Raw genomic sequence first — 23,731 nt, 5'->3', positions numbered from 1 at the left:
GTGACAAAGCGTTCCGGATTTCAGGTTAGAATTTATATCGCGCGCCGACCTTGAAGTTGCGCCCCTGGCTCGCGACCGAGCCCGTATCATAGGCCCCGGTCGGTCCTGCCCCGCCGACGTTCTGGAACCCGCCGCCCCACATCGAATAGTTGCGGTTGACGAAGTCGAAGGCGTTGAGCGCCTGGAAATAGACCGTCAGCTCGTGGCCATGCGCGTACTGCATCTTGAACGTCTTGGCGATGTTGAAGTCGACGTTCTTATATCCGATTCCGCCGGGCCGGTAGATGCCGAAGTTGGTCGTGTAGCAGCCGCCGCCGCCGGGGGCGGTGGTGGGGATATTGCACAGCACGCCGCCGTAAGAGGGCCCCGACGACAGCGTGACGAAGGTGGTGGCGCGGATGTCGAGCGGCAGCTTGACCGTGCCGGTAGCGACAAAGCGCCAGCGTTCCAGACCGCTCGAATCACCATAGCCCTGCGCCCCGATAGTCGGTGCGTCGAAGTTGAACGGATCGCCGATCGAGGCACCGTTGCGGGTATCGTTCGAGCGCGAGCTCGAGATGGTCAGCGTCGTGCTGAAGCCCCAGCCGGAGCGCTCGGTATAGGGCTTGTCGGCTTGCAGATAGACTGCGGCATAATGGGCCTTGCCGTCGCTGTTGCCGATGAAGATGCTACCATAACCGGGCAGCGGCGCGGTGTTGATCGCAGCCGTGCCGTAGAAAATCCCGGCCGCATAGGGCACGCCGTTATAGACATAGACCGGATTGCCACCCGGGCTGTAGCTGCCGTCCGGATTGCGGTTGCCGATCAGCTCCTGATAGATGTTGTGCGACTTGATATAGGCGAAGGTGACCGACGTGTTGATCACCCCAAGGCGTTTCTTGACCGCGAAGTTGACCTGATCCGAATAAGGCATCTTGGTCCGGTTGTTGAGCAGGTGCACCTCGCCGCCTTGCGCCGCGGCGAGCGCGCGCAGTTGGTCGACATTGGTCGGAATCGTCGTCACGCAGCGTGGCGTGCCCAACGTGCAATTGGGGGGCGTGTTGATGGTGACGACCGATTCGTACTGGTCCTTGATCGTCTCGATCGCAGAGTCGATGAACAGCGAGCGGTCATAATAGCGCCCGCCACCCAGGACGAAGACGAGATCGCGGTCGCCCTTCACGTCATAGGAAATGCCAAGGCGCGGCTGGAACGCGCCGAGGAAGGGCTTCCGGTTGTGGCCCGTCGAAATATAGTCGTCGGGGTTGATGCCAGCCGCCTTCCAGCCGGGATAGGCCCGCAACGCGGCCGCAATGCCCGCAGGTGTCACGAAGTCGTTGTTTACCGCATTGGATTCATAGTCCCAACGCAAGCCGGCGCTGATCAACCAATGGTCGTTGGGCCGCCAATCGTCCTGTACGAATCCGCCGATTTCGGTGTTGTTCGCCGTAACCGGGCTGACGACGGCGGTGTTGATGGTCGCGGCATAGGGGGCCTTCGTACTCGCCGAGCCCAGGCCGAAGAACGAATTGGCGTCGTAGAAGAAGGTGCCCGAGCCGTTATTGTCCTCAAGCCGCTGCAGCTTGGTGAAGTTGAGCTTGATACCGGCCTTCACGGTGTGCGGGCCGCCGAAGAAGGTGACGTTGTCCTTGAACAGCGTCTGATACTGGTGATCGTCCTGGGCGAAGTTGGTCCCGCCCAGAATGAGCACGCGGGAATCGCCGACGTTGGGCGTGGTCGCACCGCCATTGAAGGTCACGACGGAGGACGGGCCCGTGACATTGGGGATGGCACCGTTCGCGGCAGCATCGCGCGCAAAGATGAATTCGTTCAGCCAGCCCTCGCCCCGGTGATTCCAGGTGAGCTGATAGCGGCGTTCATTGTTGCGATTGTTGGTCGATGCCTCGACCGTCGTCGCGCCACCGTTGATCTGGAGATTCGACTCGTCACGAATGAACGCGCTGACGTTGATCGTGTCTTGCGGCGTTGCGTAGAAGGTCAGCTTGCCGAAATACAGCTTCTCGTCGAACGTCGCCGGGAAGCTTCCATTATATTGCGACCTTGCGCTTTGGGCGTACGTCTGCGCCGCCGGGGCCAGCGCCGCCAGATTGCCGCTATAGACATTGATGTCGTTGGCACCGAATGTCTTCTTCGTGCCTTCGAAATCGACGAAGAAGGTCAGCTTGTCCTTGATGATCGGACCACCAAGGTCGGCCCCGTAATATTTCGTGTCGAAATTGGGCTTCGGTTTGTACGGCGCGGTGGCGTTGTTGAGATGGCCGGGGCGGTCATCGTAATTTTGGCTGATGAAGGCCTTGGGCTGCCACTCGCCGAAGATCTCGCCGTGGAAGCTGTTGCCGCCGGTCTTGGTGACCGACGAGATCACGGCGGAGCCCGCCTGCTCGAACTCGGCCTTGAAGTTCTGCGTCTGGACGTCGAACTGGTCGACTGCGGAGGCGGGGAAGGGGTTGCCCGAGGATAGGTTCTGCCCGACCGTGCCACCGTGGTTCACCAGATTCTTGATGCTGATGCCGTCGATGAAGGTGTTGGTGTTATCCGAATTGATGCCGCCCGCCTGGACCTGGCGCGCCTTGCCGCCCAGCGTCGGCGGGGAGACGGTGACGCCCGGGGCGAGCGCTGCGAAATTCAGAAAGTTGCGATCGCCGTTCGGCAGATTTTCGAGCTGGAACCGCGAGATGTTGGTGCTGACGGTCGCTGTCCGGACGTCGCGCGCGCGCGATCCGACCACGACGATGTCCTTGCCGGGAGCCGCTGCGTCGTCCGCAGGTGCCAGCAGATCGGCGGTGACGGCCTGACCCAACGGCACCACTACCTCGGCCGATCGGCCGCCGGAGGAAACGCGGTAGGTGCTTGGCGGCAAGCCGACGAGGACGTAATTGCCGTTGGCGTCGACCTTGGTCGTGTCCTGATGGCCGGTATTTACGTCGGTCAGCGTCACCGTCGTGCCGGCGGCGGCACCATCGATATGTCCCTGGACCGTCGAGGTGGTCTGCGCGGCGGCGGGCGCGGCCAAAATGAGCGTCCCGGTGCCCAGAACGGTGGTTGCCAGCGCCGCACGCAGGCTCGCCTTCATCAGCTTGTTCATTTCATCTCCCCTAATCGGCGCGGTGCCGCCCTGTTATTTTTGTCTGTCCGTCTTCAAATCGAATCGCCGCGCTGCTCGCCCGAGCACCGCGGTACGGTGGTGAATTATGCGGCCGATAAACCTGGCCGATGCGCCAAGAAACCGGTTCCAACACTTGCGTTGTAACCGGTTTCTTGTGCATCCGCCAAGTGAAATTTATCGTGCTGCGACAGCCCAAACCGATTCGGGCGCGCAGATCGGCGAGGGAAAGCGTGTGACTGGAACTGTTTCTCGGCGGGCGCTGCTGAAAGGGGGATCCGCCGCGGCGATCGCCGCCGCCCTGGCACCGGCGCACGCGCGCATCCGGTACTTCGATAGCAGGATCGAGCGATTGATCGCGGCGATGAGCCTCGAGGAGAAGGCCGGGCAACTCAGCATCTTCAGCGACCCCGCGCGGACCGACGGGCCACCGCTAAATCCTGGACTGGTCACGCAGAGCATGGCCGCGCTGCAGCGGGACATCGCCGCCGGGCGGATGACCGGGCTATACAACGGCATCGGCGTCGCCGACGGACGCGCGCTGCAGCGCGTCGCCATCGAGCAGTCGCCGCATGGGATTCCACTGATCTTCGCCGGAGACGTGATTCACGGCATGAAGACGACCTTCCCCGTGCCGTTGGGCGAAGCGGCGAGCTTCGATCCTGAGCTTGCGCGGCGCACGGCGCGTGCGGCGGCGGTAGAGGCGAGCGCCAAGGGTATTCAGTGGGTCTTCGCGCCGATGGTCGACGTCGCGCGCGATCAGCGCTGGGGCCGCGTCGTCGAAGGCGCGGGCGAGGACACCTGGCTCGGTCGACAGTTCGCCGCCGCGCGCGTCCGTGGTTTTCAGGGAGAAGATCTGACAGCGGATGATTCGGTGCTGGCCTGTCCGAAGCATTTCGCGGGCTATGGCGCTGTGCTGGGCGGTATGGAGTATAACACCGCCGACATCCCCGATACGACATTGCGCGAGACGCATCTGCCGCCGTTCAAGGCCGCGTTTGACGCCGGCGCGCTGTCGACCATGGCGAGCTTCAACGATATCGCGGGCGTGCCGTCGACCGGAAACCGCTACTTGCTCACCGACATTCTGCGGGGCGAATGGGGATTCAAGGGCCTGGTCGTGTCGGATTATACCGCCGACGAAGAGATGATCCTCCACGGCTTTGCCGCCGACGGGTCCGATGCGGTGGTCAAAGCGCTGAACGCGGGGTGCGACATCTCGATGCAGAGCGGCTTGTACAACAAGCACCTGCCCGCGCTGGTGCGGGCGGGCCGGATCTCGATGGCGACGGTCGATACCGCGGTGCGGCGCGTGCTCTCCGTCAAGCAGGCGCTGGGGCTGTTCGACAACCCGTATCGCTCGCTCGATCTGGCGCGCGAGCGGCGCGACGTGCGCTTGCCACAGGCGGTTGCGCTGGCGCGTGAGGCCGCGCGCAAGTCGATCGTGCTGCTCAAGAACGACGGCGACCTGCTCCCGCTCGCGCGATCTGCGCGGATCGCGCTGATCGGGCCGTGCGTGTCGGACCGCGGCGACATGCCCGGGCCATGGGCGAGCTTTCCCGATTTCGAGAGTTGCGTCACGCCCGAGCAGGGTTTCCGCGCCGCGATGGGGCACGATGCACCGCTGAAGGTCGAACGCGGCTCCGACTATGAAGTGCCGCTTGCCGGCGGGATCGAACGGGCGGTGGCGGCGGCAAAGGCATCGGACGTCGTCGTGCTGGTGATCGGCGAAAGCGCACGCATGTCGGGCGAGGCGCAGGCGCGGGTCGAAATCACGGTTCCGGAGGCGCAGCTGCGGCTTGCCGAGGCGATCGCCGCGACCGGCAAGCCGGTCGTCGTGCTGCTGCGCCACGGACGTGCGCTCGCACTGACGGGCGCAGTGCGCGCGGCACCGGCGATCCTCGCGACATGGTTCCTTGGATCGGAAACGGGCAATGCGATGGCGGATGTCGTGTTTGGCGATCACGCACCGCAGGGCCGTCTGCCGGTCAGTTTCCCGCAAGCGTCGGGGCAGGAGCCGTTCTTCTATGACCATCGCGCGACCGGCCGTCCGCAACTGGGCGCGGCACCGGAATGGAAAGCGCGCTACCGGGAGGTGACGAACGAAGCGCTCTATCCGTTCGGGCACGGGCTCGGCTATTCGACCGTGCGCTATTCGCCAACCGAGGTGAGCGTTACGAGACTGACGGGCGACGCCGCGACCACAGTGTCGGCGACGGTCACGAACACTGGCCACCAGCGGATGCGTGAAGTCGCGCAATTATACATTCACCAGAAAGTCGCGAGCCTCACGCAGCCGGTGCGAGCTTTGAAAGGCATCGCGCATATCGATCTCGATCCGGGGCAGAGCGTGCGCGTTGCATTCCCCCTGTCGCGCGCCGATCTGGCGTTCGTCCATCCCGATCGGCGCAGCTTCGCCGAAGCCGGCGCATTTGATGTCTGGGTAGCGCCGTCGTCGGTTGGCGGCGTGCCCGCGACGGTCATGCTCGGATAAGCCCGGTGCTCGCCCCGGAATGCGAAGCTGCGCGTTCGACTTCGAAGAGGGTGCCAATAGCCAATCCCGTGGCAGGTTGATGCGCCTGAAAAGGCGCTCTTCGGCGAGGCGGCGGCCTCCGCGCAGAGGCCTCGTTTTACGCACTTTCTACGCAAATTCCTTTCAATCGATATCGAGCTTTTATGCCGCCCAAAGCTATCTCGACGTTCGCATGATCGTCCAACCCATGATCGCGGATCAGCGTTCTGGGCGCGGCGCGCTACAGGTGCGTGTCGCGCGCCAGCGGCCTTCCGCGATATTGGATCTTGCGAGCGTTTAGCGTGAGGAAGCATAGCATGACATCGCCAAACGACCCGGAGCCCGATCAAAGAGGCCCGGTCATAAGAGTGGGACAGGATAGCGCTGGCCATTGGCTGGTGCAGGATGATGGCGGCAAGCTTGAGGGCCGCTTCGTTTCCCGCGCGGCCGCTATGGGATTCGCGCGCAGCGAGGTGCATGCCTTCCCCGGTGCAAGGATCTTGGTTGCGACCGCCCCTCTAGTCCCCACGATCTCTTTCGCACCGGTGCAGCCCTGGGAAACCGCGCAACATTTCCACAGGGCCGCCTGATGGCAGTTCGGCGCGATACACCGGGCCGAGCCGACAAGGTGCGCACGAAAATCCGAAGCGGCGACCATCCACCGAGCTCTTTTCGCGGCAGGGTAGGCACATTGCCGTGCGGTGCCGGTGCCGTGCAGACCGGACAAAGGCTCGCCCCGCATAGGACGAGCCAAAACGGGCGGGGGGATGTCCGGTCATGATCGGTCGCGATAGAGCGGCAGCGCCAGGCTGCGTCGCGTGATGGCGAGATAGGCCATGGTGGTGGCCATGCCCACGCGCGACATGTCCGTTTCCAGCGCAGCGACCAGCAAAGCGTCGGCTGCTGCGGCTGGCAACATGGCGCAACCCGGTTCAGCACCGCCGACCTTGCCATGGGGATGCACCTTCATTCTTTGTCTCGCGCATCGTCGCCGTGCACGTTGCGGCGCGCGCGGGGATCGGAAACCGGCTCGAATAGCCAGCGACCCTCCAGCGCGAGGGCCGCGCCGACACAGCCCGAGCAGACGGCGATAAGCGCCATACACAAGTCGAACCCGCTTGGTTGCGCATCGGGACTGCCCCGATCGGCCGACAAGGCGGAAAGGCACAGCGCCGCCAGCAGAAGGAAACCAACGCCGCTCAACCGCACCTTGAGGTCGAAATCCCGCATCGAACGCTGTCGCATTGCCTCACCTGTTCGAGGGCGACACTGCCCGCGACGGCGTAAAAATTCCCGGTGAATCGCGCGCTGTCGCGTAATGCGTCCGTAAAAGGCGCTGCCCTCGCCGGGGCCGGTGCCGACACCGGCGCGCTTCACGCGCGGTGTGGTGCCAAGAGCATCGCACACGCACCAAGGCGGTGCCCGGCGGTCAGGGCCGCATGGGCGATAAATGGACGATGTGCAGAATCTCTTTGTCCGACAATATCTTCCTGTACGCGAAAGACTGTGCGAACTGAGCCGTCAGATAACATGAATGATAATGTCTGTGAAAAATATCACAAAATCTAAACGCAGCCATTAGGATATAATATTTTCAACGTTGACCGATATTTGATTGTTTGATACTCTATTTTATCAATACAGTGTTCCGATATGGTAAAAGCGTATCCGTCAGAATAGATTCTGGGGAGATGGTGACATGTCTACAATCGCTTTTAAGAAATATCGTATATTTTCAACGTTGGCGGTAGCGACGATTTCGATTGGTATCGTCGCAACTGACGCCTCTCGAATACATGCAAGGCCCGCTCAACCTGCACAAATCATTCCGCCGCCGCCCGTTTCGACGGACGCCGTTTCATGGCAGCAATTCGTTCTCGCGGTCAGTCCGTCTGGAACAGTGGGCAAGGTTACTTACGAAACATTTGCGTCCGATCAGGACATTTACGTCGCGAACCCCTGTTCTTCGACCCCTAAGAAGGGCTGCAACGTGCCGACCTGGCCGAGCGCGAGTTCCAGCAAGGGCAGCAAGCTCTTGCAGCGCAGCCTGCTCGGGCGGGCCCATATGCGCGCCGCGATGGCGACGCGCGGCACGGGCCATTTCGCCGTCCAAGTGATTGGACCGGCACAGGGCTGCGGCACGCCGTCGGGGCTCGCAGGGGCGGCTGCGGGCTCGGGGTTTCCCAAGGGGGGCTGCGTCGGCGAAGAGGTGCGGCGTGATCGCGCGACCTTCAACTATCTCGTCGCGAATGGCCTGTGGTCGTCGGCGGGGATAAGCACATATTACGGCACCAAGCAGCCGGTTTCGGTGCCGTGGAATGCGCTGGAAGTGAAGGCGGACTGGATTCCGGTCAGCACGCTGGCCACCTGGTTGGGGCAGCCAACCAGCTTCATCACCAGCAATTTCTATACTTCATCCGCAAGCGTCGGCTCAGGCTCAGCGACGACCTATGCAATGACGAGCATGCATATCTCGGTAAAGACACCAGGCTTTCCTGACTGGATATGGGCTGATTTCGAAAATGCGTATACGCCGGGCCGTTGCGACCAGACGGGATGCAACGATTCCTTCGGTGCCGCGACCCCATCGGTGCCCGCCAATGCGAAGGCGTGGGGCCAATATGGTGCATGCCCCAAATCTTCGGCGGCAACCGCTTTGCTCAGCCAGGCAAATGTGGCCCCTATCTTCAACAATTACTGCCTGACGGGATCGCAGAGCACGTTCGGGACCTCGACCAACCCGATCCTGCTCGGCAGCCCGATCATCGAGCCGCTCAACGCGAATGTCCCGATGGCGAAATCGTCGTGCATTTCGTGCCATGCTGGCGCTTCGTTCAATGCGTCCGGCGGCCCGGCCAACGTCGGGGAGCCGATCGGGCCTCATGGGCCGCCCCCGGGCTATACCGGGTATGATTTCATGTGGGGGCTGCTTTTCGCCCAATAAGCGCATGGGCCTTGTACGGCGCACCCGCAGGATCGTTCGTCACGCGCGTCGAGCGATCTTGCGGGTTGGGGCTTCCCGCACTCGATCGTCACTCCGGATCCCGGCAAGGGGAGAGGGTAAGCCTTTCGCGCTGGCGAGCGGATACTATCACAGTGGCGACGTTGCTTCTTGTCAACGCCACCCTGACCGCCCGCCAGCGCGACGCGTTGGCGGGCGTTTGCTGTCCGATGCAAGCTGACCCGCCTTCCTAAAGAGGGTGCCGGAGCCATCTGCGGTTCGACTTTGGTCGCGTGCGCATTGATCTTATAATTGTCTGAGTATATCCGGGAACAAAGTCGTCCAGACGCGGAGTATCTCAATGACCGGTTCCCCCCCCTTCAAGCTCCGCAGTCGCGCATGGTTCGACAACCCCGATAACATCGACATGACCGCGCTGTATCTGGAGCGGTATCTCAATTTCGGGTTGAGCCTGGAGGAACTGCGTTCGGGCAAGCCGATCATCGGCATCGCGCAGACGGGCTCCGATCTCAGCCCGTGCAACCGTCACCATCTCGTCCTGGCCGAGCGCGTGCGCGAGGGCATTCGCGAGGCGGGCGGCATCGTGCTCGAATTCCCGGTCCATCCGATCCAGGAGACCGGCAAACGGCCGACCGCCGGGCTGGACCGCAACCTTGCCTATCTCAGCCTGGTCGAGACGATCTATGGTTATCCGCTCGACGGCGTTGTGCTGACGATCGGGTGCGACAAGACCACGCCTGCCTGCCTGATGGCGGCGGCGACCGTGAACATCCCGGCGATCGCGCTGTCGGTCGGGCCGATGCTCAATGGCTGGCACAAGGGCGAGCGCACCGGCTCGGGCACGATCGTGTGGAAGGCGCGCGAGTTGCTCGCGGCGGGCGAGATTGACGATGCCGAATTCATCCGCCTCGTTGCTTCGTCGGCACCGTCGACCGGCTATTGCAACACGATGGGCACCGCGACGACGATGAACAGCCTGGCCGAGGCGCTGGGCATGTCGCTCCCTGGATCGGCGGCGATCCCCGCACCGTATCGCGACCGGCAGGAATGCGCCTATTACACCGGCAAGCGCATCGTCGAGATGGTGGCGGAGGACCTCAAGCCCTCCGACATCCTGACCAAGGACGCCTTTCTCAATGCGATCGCGGTCAATTCTGCGATCGGCGGATCGACCAACGCGCCGATCCATCTCACCGCGATTGCGCGGCATATCGGCGTCGACGTCCCGCTCAAGACCTGGGAAGAGCATGGCCTCAACGTGCCGCTATTGGTCAATTTGCAGCCAGCGGGCGAATATCTGGGCGAGGATTATTATCGTGCGGGTGGCGTCCCCGCCGTGGTCGCGCAGTTGATCCAGCACGGCCTGATTGCCGAGGGCGCGATGACCGTGAACGGCAAGACGATCGGCGATAATTGCCGCAGCGCGGTGATCGAGAATGAGGATGTGATCCGCCCGTTCGACACGCCCTTGATGACGTCGGCGGGGTTCGTGGTGCTGTCCGGCAATCTGTTCGACAGCGCGATCATGAAGACCAGCGTGATTTCGCCCGAGTTCCGCGAACGCTATTTGTCCAACCCCAACGATCCCGAGGCGTTCGAAGGGCCGGTGGTCGTGTTCGATGGTCCCGAGGATTATCACGCCCGCATCGACCAAATTTCGACCGGCATCACGCCCGCGACGCTGCTGGTCATGCGCGGCGCGGGGCCGGTCGGCTATCCGGGCGCGGCGGAAGTGGTGAACATGCGCCCGCCGGCGCATCTGATCCTCGATGGCATTCATTCGCTGCCGTGCATCGGCGACGGCCGCCAGTCGGGCACCAGCGGCAGCCCGTCGATCCTCAACGCCTCGCCCGAAGCGGCGGTCGGCGGCACGCTGGCGCTGCTGCGCGATGGCGACCGCGTGCGGATCGACTTGACGCGCGGCACGGCCGATCTGCTGATCGATGACGCGGAGTTGGAGGAACGCCGCGCGGCGTTCGCGGCGGCGGGTGGCTATCGCTACCCGGCCTCGCAGACGCCGTGGCAGGAGATCCAGCGCGCCGTGGTCGGCCAGCTCGGTTCGGGCGCGATCCTGGAGGGTGCGGAGGCGTATCAGCGCATCGCGCAGACGCGCGGCCTGCCGCGCGATAACCATTGATCGGAAACCCCAGCGCTCGCCGCTGATCGGCGAGCGCTGGGGTTAGCCGCGCTGCGCGAGCCCCATGTCGCGCAGAGCGAGCTTCAGCAGCGTCACCATTGCCTCGCGCGCGGCGTCTGCATCGCTGGCGGCGATTGCGTCGAGCACCCGCACATGGTCGGGCAGCGGGTCGCGCGGCAAAGCGCGCTTGCGCTGCTTGAATTTGGTGGTCCAGCGCACCGCCGCACCAACCGAATTGGCGAGCGTCGCCAGCGGGGTGTTGCGCGCGGCCGCCAGGATCGCACGGTGGAACTGCTGGTCGGCGCTCTGGCCGCGCGCATCCGCCAGCCCATAATGCTTCATCGCATCGAGCGCCGATCGCATCTCGGCCAGATCGGCATCGGTGCGGCGCGCGGCGGCAAAGGCGGCGGCGGCAGGCTCGATCACGCCGCGCAATTCGAACAGGTCGATGATGAAGTCGGTGTCGGGTTCACCCTCGAACGTCCAGGCGAGTACGTCGACGTCGAGCATGTTCCAGCGGCTGCGCGGCGTCACGCGCGTGCCCGCCTTGGGGCGGCTTTCGACCAGCCCCTTGGCGGCCAGGATGCGGATCGCCTCGCGATAGGCGGTGCGGGAGACGCCCAGCGCTTCGCTCGCTTCAATTTCACCGCCGAACACGTCGCCGGGCTTGCGCATCCCGCTGACGATTTCCACGCCGATATCGTGCGCGATGGTGCCGTGAATGCGCGGCGAGAAGACGCGGTCGTCTTCCATCATCGAGACGGTGGCTGGGTCATGAAGACCCAGCCTAGCGGATCACGCGCTCGGCAGGAAGGCATGGGGATATCCCACCGCACACCCTGACGGGCGCGTCCGATCATCGCGCGGAGGCTTCGCGGAGTCCGTCAACCCGACGGGCGATGTCCCACGGATTGCCGTCGCGCACCGCGATCGGGAGCAGGGTCGGGGCGAGGTTCTGGAAGGCAACCGGGCGCAAGAAGCGATAGATGGCCAGCGTACCGACCGAGGTCGTCCGCCCGTCGCTGGTGGCGGGGTAGGGGCCGCCATGCACCATGGCGTGGCACACTTCGACGCCGGTTGGCCAGCCATTGGCCAGAATGCGGCCAACACGCTGTGCGAGGACGGGGATCAATGTCGCGGCAGCGGCCTCGTCGGCTGCATCCAATTGCAACGTCGCGGTCAATTGCCCTTCAAGCCCGGCGATCACTTGCGCGAGTTCACCCAGATCGCGGCACCGCACGATGATCGACGACGAACCGAAGACTTCATGGCCGAGCGCGCGGTCGGCCAGGAAATGGCTGGCGTCGGTTTCGAACAGGGCACCAACCGCCTGGTTTGGTCCGGCGCTGGGGCAGCCGCGCGCGATGGTGCGCACCGCGTCATGCGTAGCGAGCGCTTCGACGCCCTTGTCGAAGCTGGCATGGATGCCGGGGGTCAGCATCGTCAGCGGCTGGGTGCCCGAAAGCAGCTTTCCCGCTTCCGCGACGAAGGCATCGAGTTCGGGGCTGTCGAGCGCGAGGATCAGGCCGGGATTGGTGCAGAACTGGCCTGCGCCCATCGTCAGCGACTGGACGAAACCGGCGGCGATCTCCGGTCCGCGCGCGGCAAGCGCGGCGGGGAACACGACCACCGGGTTGATGCTCGACATCTCGGCATAGACCGGGATCGGCTGCGCACGCTCGGCGGCGATCCGCATCAGCGCGAGGCCGCCGCCGCGCGAGCCGGTAAAGCCGACCGCCTGTACGCGCGGGTCGGCGACGAGTGCGCCGCCCAGATCATTGGTGTCGCCCGGCAGATACGAGAAGACACCGGCGGGCAGGCCGCTCGATGCGACCGCAGCGGCAATGGCGCGTGCTACCAATTCACCGGTGCCGGGATGCGCCGGATGGCCCTTCACGATCACCGGACAGCCGGCCGCCAGTGCCGAGGCGGTATCGCCGCCCGCAACGGAGAAAGCGAGCGGGAAGTTGGAGGCTCCGAACACCGCGACCGGGCCGACGGGCACGTTGATGCGGCGCAAGTCGGGGCGGGGCAAGGGGGCGCGATCAGGCAACGCGGGGTCGATCGTCGCGTCGAGCCAGTCGCCCTGGCGCACCACTTGCGCGAACAGCTTGAGCTGGCCGACGGTACGGCCACGCTCGCCCTCCAGGCGCGCACGGGGGAGGCCGCTTTCGGCCATCGCGCGGACGATCAGGTCGTCGCCAATCGCGACGATATTGTCGGCAATCGCTTCCAGAAAGGCAGCGCGAGTCGGCAGGTCGGTCGCGGCATAAGCCGGAAAGGCGGCCTGCGCCAACGCCGTGGCAGCGTTGACCGCGTCGCGGTCCGCAGACGAAAAGCTCGGGGTCAGAGATTCGCCGGTGGCCGGGTTTACCGTGGTGAATCGTGTTGTTGCCTGACGAGCGTCGGCACCGATCAAAATAGAACCATCGATCACGGGAAGGCCTTTCAAAAATAACTCAGACATAATAGGGCCCGCACCGCGTTTCTGCAAGGCTGGACTTGCGCGGAGGGCAATAAGCGAGGGGCTTCATGGCTCCGTCATCCGATGCAATTTGGCGGCCGCGCGCGATCCGGCCCACCCGTAGCAAACACGTGCTCTATCGGAAAAAATGCTACGATCCCGAGCAGGAAGGGACTGGACGCGATGCGCTGACGCGACCAGTGGGATCGCAATGCGTAAAGTCGTTCTCACCACCATCGGGACGTTAGGCGATCTTCACCCGTTCATCGCGATCGGGCTGGCGCTACGCAAACGGGGCTTCACCCCGGTACTGGCGGTGCCCGAGGACCAGGTGGCCAAATGTCGCCGCGCCGGCTTGGAGGCTGTGGCGATTCTGCCCGGCTTTGATGCGGTGCAGAAACGCATGGGGTTGAGCCATGAAGAGGCGGTTCGGCGGGTCATCGCCAATCAGCGCGTCATGCTCGAACAGGTTTTGTTGCCGGGCCTTTCGGATTGCACGCGCGCGCTCGATGCGGTGGCGGCGGATGCCGAGGCGATTGTCGCCTCGATTTTCGTGTTTGCCGCACCGATGATCGCCGAAAAGCGCAACTTGCCGCTGATTTCCGTGATCCTGCAACCCATGGCAATGCTGTCGGCTTATGATCCGCCGCGCACGCCCGATTTCTGGATGATGCGCGATCAGCCGGTCGGACGCGTTGGGCGTGTATGGAACCGCACGGCTTATACGGTGCTGCGGCGGGTTCTGCATGGGCTGTACGGTCGGCGGTTCGATCGTGTGCGGGCGGAGCACGGCTTGCCGCCCAAGGGTGCGCGGCGTGCGCTGGAGCCCGACGCGCGCTCCATTTTGCAACTGGGATGTTATTCGCCGCAACTCGCCCCGTTGCCGCCCGACGCGCCGCCGTCGACCAAGATTGTCGGCTTTCCCGTTTTCGACAGCGATAGCGGAAGCGAGGAGACGCTCGATCCGGCGTTGGCGGATTTCCTCGCCGCAGGGCCGCCGCCGCTGGTCTTCACGCTCGGCTCCTTCGCCGTGAACAGTGCCGGGGGCTTTTACGATACGGCTGCTGAGGTTTCGCGGCGGTTAGGGATGCGGGCGGTACTGCTGGTCGGCGGGGATGCTGCGCCGACGATCGAGGGCGATGTGTTGCGTTGCGGCTATGCGCCGCATTCGTTGCTGTTCCAAAGCGCCGCTGCGATCATCCAGCATGGCGGAGTCGGGACGACGGGCCAGGCGCTGCGCGCGGGCAAGCCGCAGTTGGTGGTGCCGCATATGGGGGATCAGAACGATCACGGACACCGCATCGCGCGGCTGGGCGCAGGGTTACGGTTGCGGGCGGACCGCTTCTCGGCCGCGCGCGCGACGCGGCGCATCGGGTGTCTGTTACGCGACCCCAAATATAGCGCCGTCGCCGCCGAAATCGCGCGATGCATGGCCGACGAAAACGGAGCGGACGCCGCGGCCGATGCGATCGCGCAAGCGCTCGACCGCACTGCTTAGAGCAGCGGTATCCGAAGCACCTTGGCGGGGCGCAGCGGGGGCGTCTCGATCATGTCCCGCAGATGCCAGAACAAGGCGGCAGCGCCGATATGCACCAGATCGATCATGGTGGAGCGTGGCCGTGGCATCATCGGCGGGGTGGCCGCAAGGCGCTGGTGTTTGGGGGTTTTGCGGGACACGCGAAATCCTTCGGGAACTTCCTTCCATTTACTGGTGGGCGGCGCGCCTGCCGACCGGATCATGTCGCGGCTGCAACGCTGGCAGACACTGAACGCGAACCCCTGATTGTGCTGGATAGAGGGTCGGGCCCGATGCCCGAGCAGGTGACATAACGGCGACATCGTTTACCTCATGTGCAATTTGGCTGGCCCGCAAAAGCGTTGCGAGCGTGACGAGATCGGACGGGCCATGATCGAGCACATACGCCATGTCCCAAATTTCGAAGCGAGCCCCGGTGGCAACGAGCAGGGCAAAGTCCCCAATCGCGCCACGTTCGCGCATGATTCGCGGCAGCGTCATCATCCCGTCCGGGGCGACCGGTGCCTCGTCGACAAACCCATAGGTGCGCCGCAGGCGATGATGGTCCTGGAAGCCGCCGGGTGACGCCGCCAGCTTTTCGGCGACTTCGAATTGCCGTTGCATGGCGTGCAGCCGATCGAACGCGATCAGGCAGGGCGATTCCTCGTGCAGCCCAATGAACAGCGAATGCTCGGCCGAGCGAAGCCGCAATGTTTGATGGAAGCGACGTGGCAACAGGATGTCGCCCCATTCGGTCACTTCACAAAGCGCGCTGCCCATAAAAAGTTCGTCCATGTCTAAAGCCCCTCGCTTCCGAGCTTATGGTTAACGCTCCGAAAACGATTCGGGGAATAGAGTAGATCTACTTTATGGGGTTCACCCTACCCGTAATGTTGCGGAGGCCCCAGGATCCGACTTTGCATACTAAAGAATGATTCATCATTTCTGATGCGTAACAATGCAGGATTATTGGCGGTCAAGTTCTCTGTCACTGTAAAGATACTGTATCGTTAACTATGATCGTTCGGAGCAGGTGTCGCGCATCACACCATTAGGTGAAGCGATTCTCTGGAGCATCGGTATGACGGGTGGGCAAGCGAAGAGCGATCACGGTCGCTTGGTCGTGTTCGGGGTGGGGGGAGCGGGCGGCAATGCCGTTCGCGCGCTGTTGGGGCGTCCGGACTGCGGCATGACCATTTTATGCGCGAACACGGATGTGCAGGCGATGCGCGCGGTGCCTGCGGCCAATCGTTTGCAGCTTGGTCGGCAAATTACGGCTGGGCTGGGTGCTGGCGGTCGGCCCGAGATCGGGCGCGCGGCTGCGGAAGAAGCCTTGCCCGAGATTATCGAGGCGCTGCAAGGCGCGTCGCTGTGCTTCATCGCCGCGGGCCTGGGGGGTGGCACGGGAACCGGTGCCGCCCCGGTCATCGCCAAAGCGGCACGCGACCTCGGCATCCTGACTATTGGTGTGGCGACGAAGCCGTTCGCCTTTGAAGGCAAGCGCCGGGCACGGACCGCCGATTTGGGTGCCGCTGACTTTCGCGCGCAGGTCGATGTGATGGTAACGGTGTGCAACCAGAAACTGCTGGGGGTCATTGGTCGCGACACCACATTGAGCGACGCTCTGCGGTTGTCGGACTCGATCATCGGAGAGAGCGCTACCGATTTCGCCTTGCTCCTGGAGGAGCCTGCGCTGAAGCGGGTAAGTGTCGCGGATTTGCGATCGCTGCTGGCATCGACTGGGGACGCGGTGATCGGCTTTGGGGAGCGCTGCGTCGGTTGGGATCGTGCTGCCAACGCCGCCCGATCCGCCTTATGTAATCCCTTGCTGGAGGGGCTGCCGGGAACCGCGCGGCGTCTGCTGGTCACGGTTGCGGGTGGAGAAGAGCTTACTCTGTTCGAAGTGGAGGAGGCGATTACGAGCCTGCGGGCAAACCTCCCGGATGGCACCGAGATATTATGGGGCGCGGTCCTCGATGCCGAACTGGCGGGCCGGGTTCGCGTGGGAATAATTGCAGGTGGGATCCCGGTTCCAGACCCGACGCAGCAGGTGGTCGCGCCTTATGTGCTTCAGCCGGTGCGCGATGTGGCGGCTGAGCCTGTAAATGCAGAGATGGAAGCCATGCCAGCCACGTGCCAGCATGAAGTGGTACCAATCACCGCCGAGCCCGAAACCGAAAAGCCCGGGCTGCTTTTGACGCCAACTTTGGCTTTACTTCGCGAGGAACACGCCGTTGCGTATCCGTACCAGCGGCCTGCTTTCGGAGACGGTTTTGTTCGCCGCGGTTATCAGGCGGTGCGTCAGCGGTTGCAGCGCGCGCCTCGCACCCCTTCCGGGATGGCCGCCCCCTACCCGCCGAGCGCATTTCACGTCCTAAAGTCCTTTGATCCACCCGCAAGGTCGCCGATGATCTCGGGCAACCTGATCGTCAACGCGCGGATTGCGATGGCGTTCGCAGACCGATCCTGTTGATCGGGCGGGAGCGATTATATGACGAAGGCGACCGCCGCGATTGCAGCCCAGAGACCCAAGGACAGGAGACCGCCAATCAAAAAACCCGTTCCAGGCGGGACAGGGCGGCTGTCCTGAGTGGCGGTGGACGGAAAACGGTCGAAGGAACGTACTCTCATGTTCTTTGTCCGGTACAGATGCACTCTATTGACCTTATATAGGCCATTTTGTCGTAAAAAACATGAATAGATCATCTTTTCCTCAATAATGATGATAAATTATTCGTGCTATTTGTGTTGCGGTGCACAAATTTGTCATTTGGTAACCTAGGATCACGCCATTTCCATGTGGGTGACGATGGTCCTGGTGGGATCGGCTGGCAAGCTCGGCCCGAGCTGGGTTGCCGCAGAGATAAATCCGCCTAATCTCACCGCTCGCCGGAGGGCGCATCGGTAGTTGGGGGAAGACAATGGCGACGTTCTTGGATGGGGCTGCAGATCCAGGATCCGCGGCGATACCCAGCCGCAAGGACATTCAGTTGATTATTGCTGCCTCGTCGCTGGGCACAGTTTTCGAATGGTATGACTTTTTTATCTACGGGACACTCGCGGCGTCGGGCATCATCGGGCGTACGTTTTTCCCGGCCCAGAGCGAATTGTTGCAGACGCTGTATGCGTGGGGCGGCTTTGCGGTCGGGTTCGGATTTCGACCCCTTGGGGCCGTCCTGTTTGGCTATCTCGGCGACACGCTCGGCCGCAAATATACTTTCCTTGTCACGATTACGGTGATGGGCCTCGCCACGGCGGGCGTCGGACTGGTGCCCTCGGCTGCGGTGATCGGCCTTGGAGCCCCGTTCATCGTGCTCGGCTTGCGCATCCTGCAAGGATTGGCGCTGGGCGGCGAATATGGCGGTGCGGCAATCTATGTTGCGGAGCACTCGCCGCCGGAGAGGCGCGGCTTCTACACCAGCTTTATTCAGGCGAGCGTAGCGGGTGGGTTCATCCTCAGCCTGGCCGTCGTGCTGCTGACCAAGGGAGCAATGTCGCCAGGGGTATGGAGCGACTGGGGCTGGCGCGTGCCCTTCTTGTTTTCGATCGTGCTCCTCGTCGGATCACTATGGATGCGGCTAAAACTGTCGGAAAGTCCGGTGTTCCAGCAAATGAAAGCGGCTGGCGAATGCGCCGGAAACCCATTCGTTGAGAGTTTTACCTATCAGGGCAATCTCAAGCGGCTGTTCGTCGCCTTGTTCGGCATAGCGGCGGGGCTGACGGTGATCTGGTACACCGCCATGTTTACCGTGCTGTCGTTCCTGCAAGGCACGATGCGCGTGCAGGAAACGGTGGCGCAAGTGATCGTCGGGGTGGGGGCCCTGTTCGGCCTTGGCTTTTTCGTGCTGTTCGGATGGCTGTCGGACAAGGTCGGGCGCAAGACGCCGATCGTCCTTGGCTATGCCCTCACGCTCGTGCTGATCTTTCCGATCTTCTGGGTGATGGGCGGTGCCGCGAATCCGGAGCTGGCGCGTGCCGCGAAGCGCGCTCCTGTGGTGGTGTCGGGTCCAGCCTGCTCGCATGAAGTGCTGCCCGAGATGTTTCCGATGCTGTTCCCGACGAAGCAGTCGGGTGAATGTCGCCGCCTGGTCGACTATCTTGCTAAAAAGGGGATCCCTTACGCCAAGGCGCGTACCCCGGTGACGCTGGTCATTGTTGGCGGCGTGGGTGTCGACGACATGAGCGATGCGGGCCTTGAGGCAGCGCTCACGCGTGCAGGCTATGATCTGTCGCCCGTGATTCCAAAGCCGGGCAACATTGCCCTGATTTTGCTGGCGATTCTTGCCCTCAGTGCCTTGTCGGGCATCACCTATGGCCCAGTCGCAGCGTTGCTCACCGAGCTGTTTCCGCCGCGCATTCGCTATAGCTCGATGTCGATCCCCTATCATATTGGCACCGGCTATTTCGGCGGGTTCCTGCCGCTGATCAGTCAGATGATCGTTGTCCATACCGGCAATCCCTATTCGGGTTTGTGGTACACCGTGGTCGTGGTGGCGATGGCGCTGGTCGTGACGTTGTTCGGCCTCGAAGAGGGCAAGCCGGGGACGGCGAGCGCGGACTAGCGCCGCGTAGCGCGGAGCGCTAACCGGCTGGGATGACCGCACCGCTTCGCCTCCGCCTTGATCCCGACGCCTTGATCGCCAACTGGCGCGCGCTCGATCGTCTGAGCGGGGCGGCGGCATGCGGCGCGGCGATCAAGGCCGATGGCTATGGCCTGGGCGCACGCGGGGTCGCGACCCGGTTGGCCGCTGCGGGGACGCGCGATTTCTTTGTCGCGAGCTGGAGCGAGGCGGCAGCGCTTGCCGATTGCGGGCTCGACGTGGCGGTTCTGCACGGCGTGCGTGCGGAAGACATGCCGCTGGCGCTCAGTGGCATTGCCCGACCGGTGCTCAATAGCGCTGCACAGGTGGCGCGCTGGCGTGATGCCGGGGGCGGGCGTTGCGACGTGATGGTCGACACCGGCATCAACCGGCTCGGGGTCGCGCCCGAGGAGGTGCGAGGCGGTCTGCTCGATGACCTCCAGATCGATACGCTGCTCAGCCATCTGGCCTGCGCCGATGAGGACAGCGCGATGAACGCACGTCAGGCGACCGCTTTTCGCGCGCTTGAGGGGCGAACTGCCGCGCGGCGGATGAGTCTGGCCAATTCGGCTGGAATCGCGCTGGGAGCCGATTATGCGTTCGACCTCACCCGGCCGGGTCTCGCGCTGTATGGCGGGGTGGCGCGGGCGGAACTGGCGGCGGTCGTGCGACAGGTGGTGACGCCCGAAGCCCAGATTTTGCAACGCCGCACCGTCGCGGCGGGCGAGTCGATCGGATATAACGCGCTCTATACCCCGGCGCTGCCAATGGAAGTTGCCATCCTCAACATCGGTTATGCCGACGGCTATTGGCGCGGCTTCAGCAATCGCGGGGTTGCGGTGGCTGGAGGAGCTCGCTTGCCAGTGGTGGGGCGTGTGTCGATGGATCTGACCGCGATTTGCGTCGATGCGGCACCCGCGCTCGCCGAGGGCGATTGGGTGGCTCTGGAGTATGATCTGCCGGCGGCTGCAGCGGCTTCGGGCATGTCGCAATATGAATTGCTGACGGGATTGGGCGCGCGGTTTGAGCGCATATTCTATTAAATCATTGATATAAAAAGTTTTATAATACGTTGTTCGTTGTGAAACTGTTCCTCGGATATGTCTGTCTTGTGACAATCATGCAACATAACGACAGAATTGTGCCTTGCGAATTAAGCTTGGGTTCAGCTTGGTATTGCGCTCCATAAACCTCCGCGCTTTAACGGAGACACTAAGGGCGCTTTCGCCCAAAAGTGGGGCAAATTTCATGAGCATTAAGCGGCTTATGAGCGCAACTGCGCTCGTCGGTATTCTCGGGGCTATTCCGAGCGTCACTTTTGCGCAAACTGCGCCATCTACGTCTACGAATTCTGTGGAGCCGGCCGCTAATACGATCCAGACGGGTGATCCGAGCGATAATCCTTCCAATGATGGCGAAATCGTCGTCACCGGATCGCGCATCGCGCGTCCGACATTGTCGTCACCGGTCCCGGTTACGACGATCTCGGCTCAGGATCTATTGAGCACGGGTACGCTCAATATTGGCGACGCCCTGAACAATCTGCCGGCGCTGCGCTCGACGTTCAGTCAAGCGAACTCAGAGCGTTTCATCGGTACGTCGGGGCTTAACCTGCTCGATCTGCGCGGGCTTGGAACGGCTCGTACACTTGTGCTTGTCAATGGCCGTCGCCACGTAACGGCGTCGCCAGGGGACTATATCGTCGATACGAACACCATTCCCGATGATCTGCTCGAGCGCGTCGATATTGTGACTGGCGGCAACTCGGCGGTGTATGGTTCGGACGCTGTCGCGGGCGTTGTCAATTTCGTGCTCAAGCGCGATTTTTCAGGCCTCAAGATTGCGGGTCAGGGGTCGATCACGTCGCGAGGTGATCGCGGATCCTATTTCGGCAGCTTGACGGCTGGTAAGAACTTTGCTGACGGTCGCGGCAACATCGCGATCGCGCTCGAATACTCGAAGGCAAATGCCGTCTATAATGTCGATCGCGACGATCTGACCGGAGCGTATTCCGGACGCAACCAGTTCAACCAGTCTGAAACCACTGTTGGTGAGCCGGCCGCAGGCAATGGCGTCCCGGACAACCAATTCTACCGTGGCGTGCGCAACGGCAGCATTGCGGACGGCGGCCTCGTGACAGCGGTTTGCAATCCAACCGTGGCAGCGCAGCTCGCCGATCTGAACAGGTGCCGTGCCTCATCGACGGGCTTCGTCTCGGCGAGCAATCCGGGTATCGGCATTGGCCAACGGTATGTGTTCAATTCTGCCGGGCAGCTTGTCCTGAGCAATCCGAGCCTCGATTTTCGCGACATCACCACCAATTTCGGTGCGTCCTCGCCCAGCAGTGGCAGCTCGAACACGATTGGCGGCCTTGGTTCGACATTGATGAACACGGGCCAGTTGCTTCCGTCGCTCGAGCGTTATTCGGCCAACATCCTCGCGCATTTCGATATTTCGGACGCGTTCCAGCCTTTCGTTGAGGCCAAGTACGTTCGCATCTACGCGGATCAGGAAGGTCAACCAAGCTTCTTCTCGCCGATTTCCGGCACGCTTGGTCTTCCCGAGTTGCGATGCAATAACGGTTTCTTGACCGCTGGATCGCTTGCAACGCTTCAATCGATCGGTCGCTGCGTCAATCCCGCAACCGATCGCTTCGCAACTTCGCGTTTCAATACCGATTTTGGTGGGCGAGGCGAGCTTCACAAGCGCGAGACGTACCGGATTGTCGGTGGCGTGCAAGGAACGTTCAACGACGACTGGAAGTACGAACTTGCCGTCAATTACGGTCAGTATGACGAGCATTATGACTCGCTAAACAACCTCAAGCTCGCGGATCTTGCCGGTAACGACGACGGCTTTACGCTTGCTTATGATGCCGTGCTGGCGCCGGCGTCGTTCAGCGGAAGCAACTTTGTGCTCAACTCTACAGGCGCGAAGGTCATCTGTGCTGTCAACTCGGCAACAAATACCCGACCTGACTGCGTTCCGATCAATCTGTTCGGCGTCGGTGCGCCGTCGGCGGCGGCGCTAAAGTTCGTCAACACCACTTCGTCGTATCAAGCGCGTGCGACCGAGCTCGACGTTACGCTGAACGTGACCGGGGACACATCGCAACTGTTTGAACTTCCTGGCGGGCCGGTAAAATTCAACGTCGGTGGTGAATATCGTCGTGAAACCGCGCGGTCGGCATTCGATGCTCTGACCGCGTCGGGCGGCACGTTCCTCAACGCGATCCAACCGTTCAATCCGCCTGCACTGACGGTAAAGGAAGGCTTTGGGGAAATCGAAATTCCGTTGTTGAAGGATCTGCCGTTCGTCAAGGAACTGACGCTTTCGGGTGCAGGGCGTATTTCAAGCTATAATACCTCGGCCGGAACGACTTACACATATAACGGCGCTGTCTATTACGCGCCAATCAATGATGTCCGACTGCGGGGTAGCTATGCACGTTCGGTCCGCGTCCCAACACAGAGTGATCTGTTCTCAACAGCGTCGCAAAACTTTGCATCGATTGCTGATCCGTGCGACGCAGGACGCATTAATAACGGAACGGCAACGCGCGCAGCGAACTGCCTTGCGCTTGGCGTACCGGTCGGCTTCACCAACACGATAGCGAACTCGCAAACTGTCGCTTACCTGAGTGGTGGTAACCCGGCGCTCAAGCCTGAAAAGTCGAACAGCTTCACGGCGGGGGCGATCTTTGAACCTCATCAGATCCCTGGCTTGTCGTTGACGGTCGATTATTACGATATCAAGGTTCAGAGTCTGATTGCTGGCGTTTCGATCCAGACGATCGTGAACCAGTGCGTAGATTCACCGACGATCAACAACTCCTATTGCGCGTTGCTGAATCCACGCGTTGCCGGGGGGGCCTTCCCGTCGGTGGTTGGTCTGGCATCGACTCTGAACTTTTCGAAGCAGACCACTTCAGGCGTCGACGTCGATCTGGCCTATAATCACACGTTCGGTGGTGGCGGGCGCCTGACGGTGCGTACGCTGTTCAGCTACGTGATCGACAAGACCAACTATCTGGATCCGATCAACCCGAACATTCCGACCCGGCAGTTGTTCGCGCTCGGCGATCCGCAGCTTGAGGGGCAATTCTCGGCCCAATATCAAACCGCAGGTGGTTTCTCGGTCCGCTATCAGTTTCAGTATATCGGCAAGCAGACGATCGCTGCTACCTATGCAGTTCAGAACAGCTACAATGGCTTGCCGCCAACGAACGCGGATCAATATCCTCAGATCTACTATCCTGAGGTTACCTACCACAATCTGCGCATGGGCTTCCTAGTTAACAAGCAGTTCGAAATGTATGCCGGCGTGGACAACGTGTTCGACAAGTATCCGCCGTTCGGTTTGACCGGTACGGGGTCGGGCAGCGGCATCTACTCGAACACTGGTCGCCAATTCTATGCAGGCTTCAAGGCAAACTTCTGATTTTATAGAAAACTAAA

The 23,731-nt window shown here is 62.3% G+C and carries 15 protein-coding genes; 8 read left to right on the top strand and 7 right to left on the bottom strand.

Annotated elements, in window-relative coordinates; genetic code table 11:
• Positions 1-25 precede the first annotated feature (25 nt).
• Positions 26-3,085, bottom strand: coding sequence for a TonB-dependent receptor (locus ACP7BY_RS03755; protein WP_137902790.1), 3,060 nt, complete (start codon positions 3,083-3,085; stop codon positions 26-28).
• Between the two features lie 253 nt (positions 3,086-3,338).
• Between ACP7BY_RS03755 and ACP7BY_RS03750 the strand changes: the two genes are divergently transcribed.
• Positions 3,339-5,597, top strand: coding sequence for a glycoside hydrolase family 3 N-terminal domain-containing protein (locus ACP7BY_RS03750; RefSeq protein ID WP_137902789.1), 2,259 nt, complete (start codon positions 3,339-3,341; stop codon positions 5,595-5,597).
• 793 nt (positions 5,598-6,390) lie between these two features.
• Here the strand turns inward: ACP7BY_RS03750 and ACP7BY_RS03745 are convergent.
• Positions 6,391-6,585 (bottom strand): hypothetical protein, encoded by a 195-nt coding sequence (locus ACP7BY_RS03745; RefSeq protein WP_033966052.1) that lies wholly within the window; start codon positions 6,583-6,585, stop codon positions 6,391-6,393.
• Positions 6,582-6,860: a hypothetical protein gene (locus tag ACP7BY_RS03740; protein WP_033966050.1), complete on the bottom strand. Its 279-nt coding sequence runs from the start codon at positions 6,858-6,860 to the stop codon at positions 6,582-6,584. The genes ACP7BY_RS03745 and ACP7BY_RS03740 overlap by 4 nt, the downstream gene beginning before the upstream one ends.
• Before the next feature lie 745 nt (positions 6,861-7,605).
• On the opposite strand from ACP7BY_RS03740, the gene ACP7BY_RS03735 reads away from it, so the two are divergent.
• Positions 7,606-8,559: a hypothetical protein gene (locus ACP7BY_RS03735; protein ID WP_052192439.1), complete on the top strand. Its 954-nt coding sequence runs from the start codon at positions 7,606-7,608 to the stop codon at positions 8,557-8,559.
• Positions 8,560-8,917: 358 nt separating this feature from the next.
• Positions 8,918-10,714 carry an IlvD/Edd family dehydratase gene (locus ACP7BY_RS03730; protein WP_137902788.1) on the top strand — a complete coding sequence of 599 codons (1,797 nt, stop codon included), beginning with the start codon at positions 8,918-8,920 and terminating at the stop codon, positions 10,712-10,714.
• 42 nt (positions 10,715-10,756) lie between these two features.
• Here the strand turns inward: ACP7BY_RS03730 and ACP7BY_RS03725 are convergent, their stop codons facing one another.
• Together ACP7BY_RS03725 and ACP7BY_RS03720 are read right to left on the bottom strand one after the other, a co-directional pair.
• Entirely contained in the window at positions 10,757-11,467 is a 711-nt protein-coding gene (locus ACP7BY_RS03725) for a FadR/GntR family transcriptional regulator (RefSeq protein ID WP_126847977.1), read from the bottom strand.
• A 103-nt stretch (positions 11,468-11,570) separates the two neighbouring features.
• Positions 11,571-13,151 (bottom strand): aldehyde dehydrogenase (NADP(+)), encoded by a 1,581-nt coding sequence (locus tag ACP7BY_RS03720; RefSeq protein ID WP_137902787.1) that lies wholly within the window; start codon positions 13,149-13,151, stop codon positions 11,571-11,573.
• Positions 13,152-13,389: 238 nt separating this feature from the next.
• On the opposite strand from ACP7BY_RS03720, the gene ACP7BY_RS03715 reads away from it, so the two are divergent.
• Positions 13,390-14,676 (top strand): glycosyltransferase, encoded by a 1,287-nt coding sequence (locus ACP7BY_RS03715; protein ID WP_033966463.1) that lies wholly within the window; start codon positions 13,390-13,392, stop codon positions 14,674-14,676.
• Here ACP7BY_RS03715 and ACP7BY_RS03710 read toward each other — a convergent pair.
• Positions 14,673-14,855, bottom strand: coding sequence for a hypothetical protein (locus tag ACP7BY_RS03710; RefSeq protein WP_033966465.1), 183 nt, complete (start codon positions 14,853-14,855; stop codon positions 14,673-14,675). The genes ACP7BY_RS03715 and ACP7BY_RS03710 overlap by 4 nt on opposite strands.
• Before the next feature lie 28 nt (positions 14,856-14,883).
• Positions 14,884-15,489 (bottom strand): cell division protein SepF, encoded by a 606-nt coding sequence (locus ACP7BY_RS03705; RefSeq protein ID WP_033966467.1) that lies wholly within the window; start codon positions 15,487-15,489, stop codon positions 14,884-14,886.
• 286 nt (positions 15,490-15,775) lie between these two features.
• On the opposite strand from ACP7BY_RS03705, the gene ACP7BY_RS03700 reads away from it, so the two are divergent.
• The 4 genes from ACP7BY_RS03700 (at position 15,776) to ACP7BY_RS03685 (ending at position 23,714) form a co-directional block, all read left to right on the top strand.
• Positions 15,776-17,167: a cell division protein FtsZ gene (locus ACP7BY_RS03700; protein WP_137902786.1), complete on the top strand. Its 1,392-nt coding sequence runs from the start codon at positions 15,776-15,778 to the stop codon at positions 17,165-17,167.
• 448 nt (positions 17,168-17,615) lie between these two features.
• On the top strand, positions 17,616-19,256 hold the full coding sequence (locus ACP7BY_RS03695) for an MFS transporter (RefSeq protein ID WP_033966469.1): 1,641 nt from the start codon (positions 17,616-17,618) through the stop codon (positions 19,254-19,256).
• 32 nt (positions 19,257-19,288) lie between these two features.
• The gene (locus ACP7BY_RS03690) at positions 19,289-20,317 is read left to right on the top strand and encodes an alanine racemase (RefSeq protein WP_137902785.1); all 1,029 of its coding nucleotides are present in this window, start codon (positions 19,289-19,291) and stop codon (positions 20,315-20,317) included.
• A 205-nt stretch (positions 20,318-20,522) separates the two neighbouring features.
• A complete protein-coding gene (locus tag ACP7BY_RS03685) occupies positions 20,523-23,714 on the top strand; it encodes a TonB-dependent receptor domain-containing protein (RefSeq protein WP_137902784.1) in 3,192 nt (1,063 codons plus the stop codon).
• The last annotated feature ends 17 nt before the right edge of the window (positions 23,715-23,731 follow it).

Source organism: Sphingomonas sp. PSPC2-2 (genome assembly GCF_049897725.1).
Classification (GTDB): domain Bacteria; phylum Pseudomonadota; class Alphaproteobacteria; order Sphingomonadales; family Sphingomonadaceae; genus Sphingomonas.
Note: the sequence above shows the minus strand (reverse complement) of the source record. Positions and strands in the feature narration are given on the sequence as shown.

Excerpts from the sequence above, each read along its gene's own strand:
- ACP7BY_RS03705 (WP_033966467.1), bottom strand. The coding sequence starts at position 15,489 with ATGGACGAACTTTTTATGGGCAGCGCGCTTTGTGAAGTGACCGAATGG.
- ACP7BY_RS03730 (WP_137902788.1), top strand. The coding sequence starts at position 8,918 with ATGACCGGTTCCCCCCCCTTCAAGCTCCGCAGTCGCGCATGGTTCGAC.
- ACP7BY_RS03690 (WP_137902785.1), top strand. The coding sequence starts at position 19,289 with ATGACCGCACCGCTTCGCCTCCGCCTTGATCCCGACGCCTTGATCGCC.
- ACP7BY_RS03695 (WP_033966469.1), top strand. The coding sequence starts at position 17,616 with ATGGCGACGTTCTTGGATGGGGCTGCAGATCCAGGATCCGCGGCGATA.
- ACP7BY_RS03700 (WP_137902786.1), top strand. The coding sequence starts at position 15,776 with ATGACGGGTGGGCAAGCGAAGAGCGATCACGGTCGCTTGGTCGTGTTC.
- ACP7BY_RS03725 (WP_126847977.1), bottom strand. The coding sequence starts at position 11,467 with ATGGAAGACGACCGCGTCTTCTCGCCGCGCATTCACGGCACCATCGCG.
- ACP7BY_RS03745 (WP_033966052.1), bottom strand. The coding sequence starts at position 6,585 with ATGAAGGTGCATCCCCATGGCAAGGTCGGCGGTGCTGAACCGGGTTGC.
- ACP7BY_RS03740 (WP_033966050.1), bottom strand. The coding sequence starts at position 6,860 with ATGCGACAGCGTTCGATGCGGGATTTCGACCTCAAGGTGCGGTTGAGC.
- ACP7BY_RS03755 (WP_137902790.1), bottom strand. The coding sequence starts at position 3,085 with ATGAACAAGCTGATGAAGGCGAGCCTGCGTGCGGCGCTGGCAACCACC.
- ACP7BY_RS03685 (WP_137902784.1), top strand. The coding sequence starts at position 20,523 with ATGAGCATTAAGCGGCTTATGAGCGCAACTGCGCTCGTCGGTATTCTC.
- ACP7BY_RS03715 (WP_033966463.1), top strand. The coding sequence starts at position 13,390 with ATGCGTAAAGTCGTTCTCACCACCATCGGGACGTTAGGCGATCTTCAC.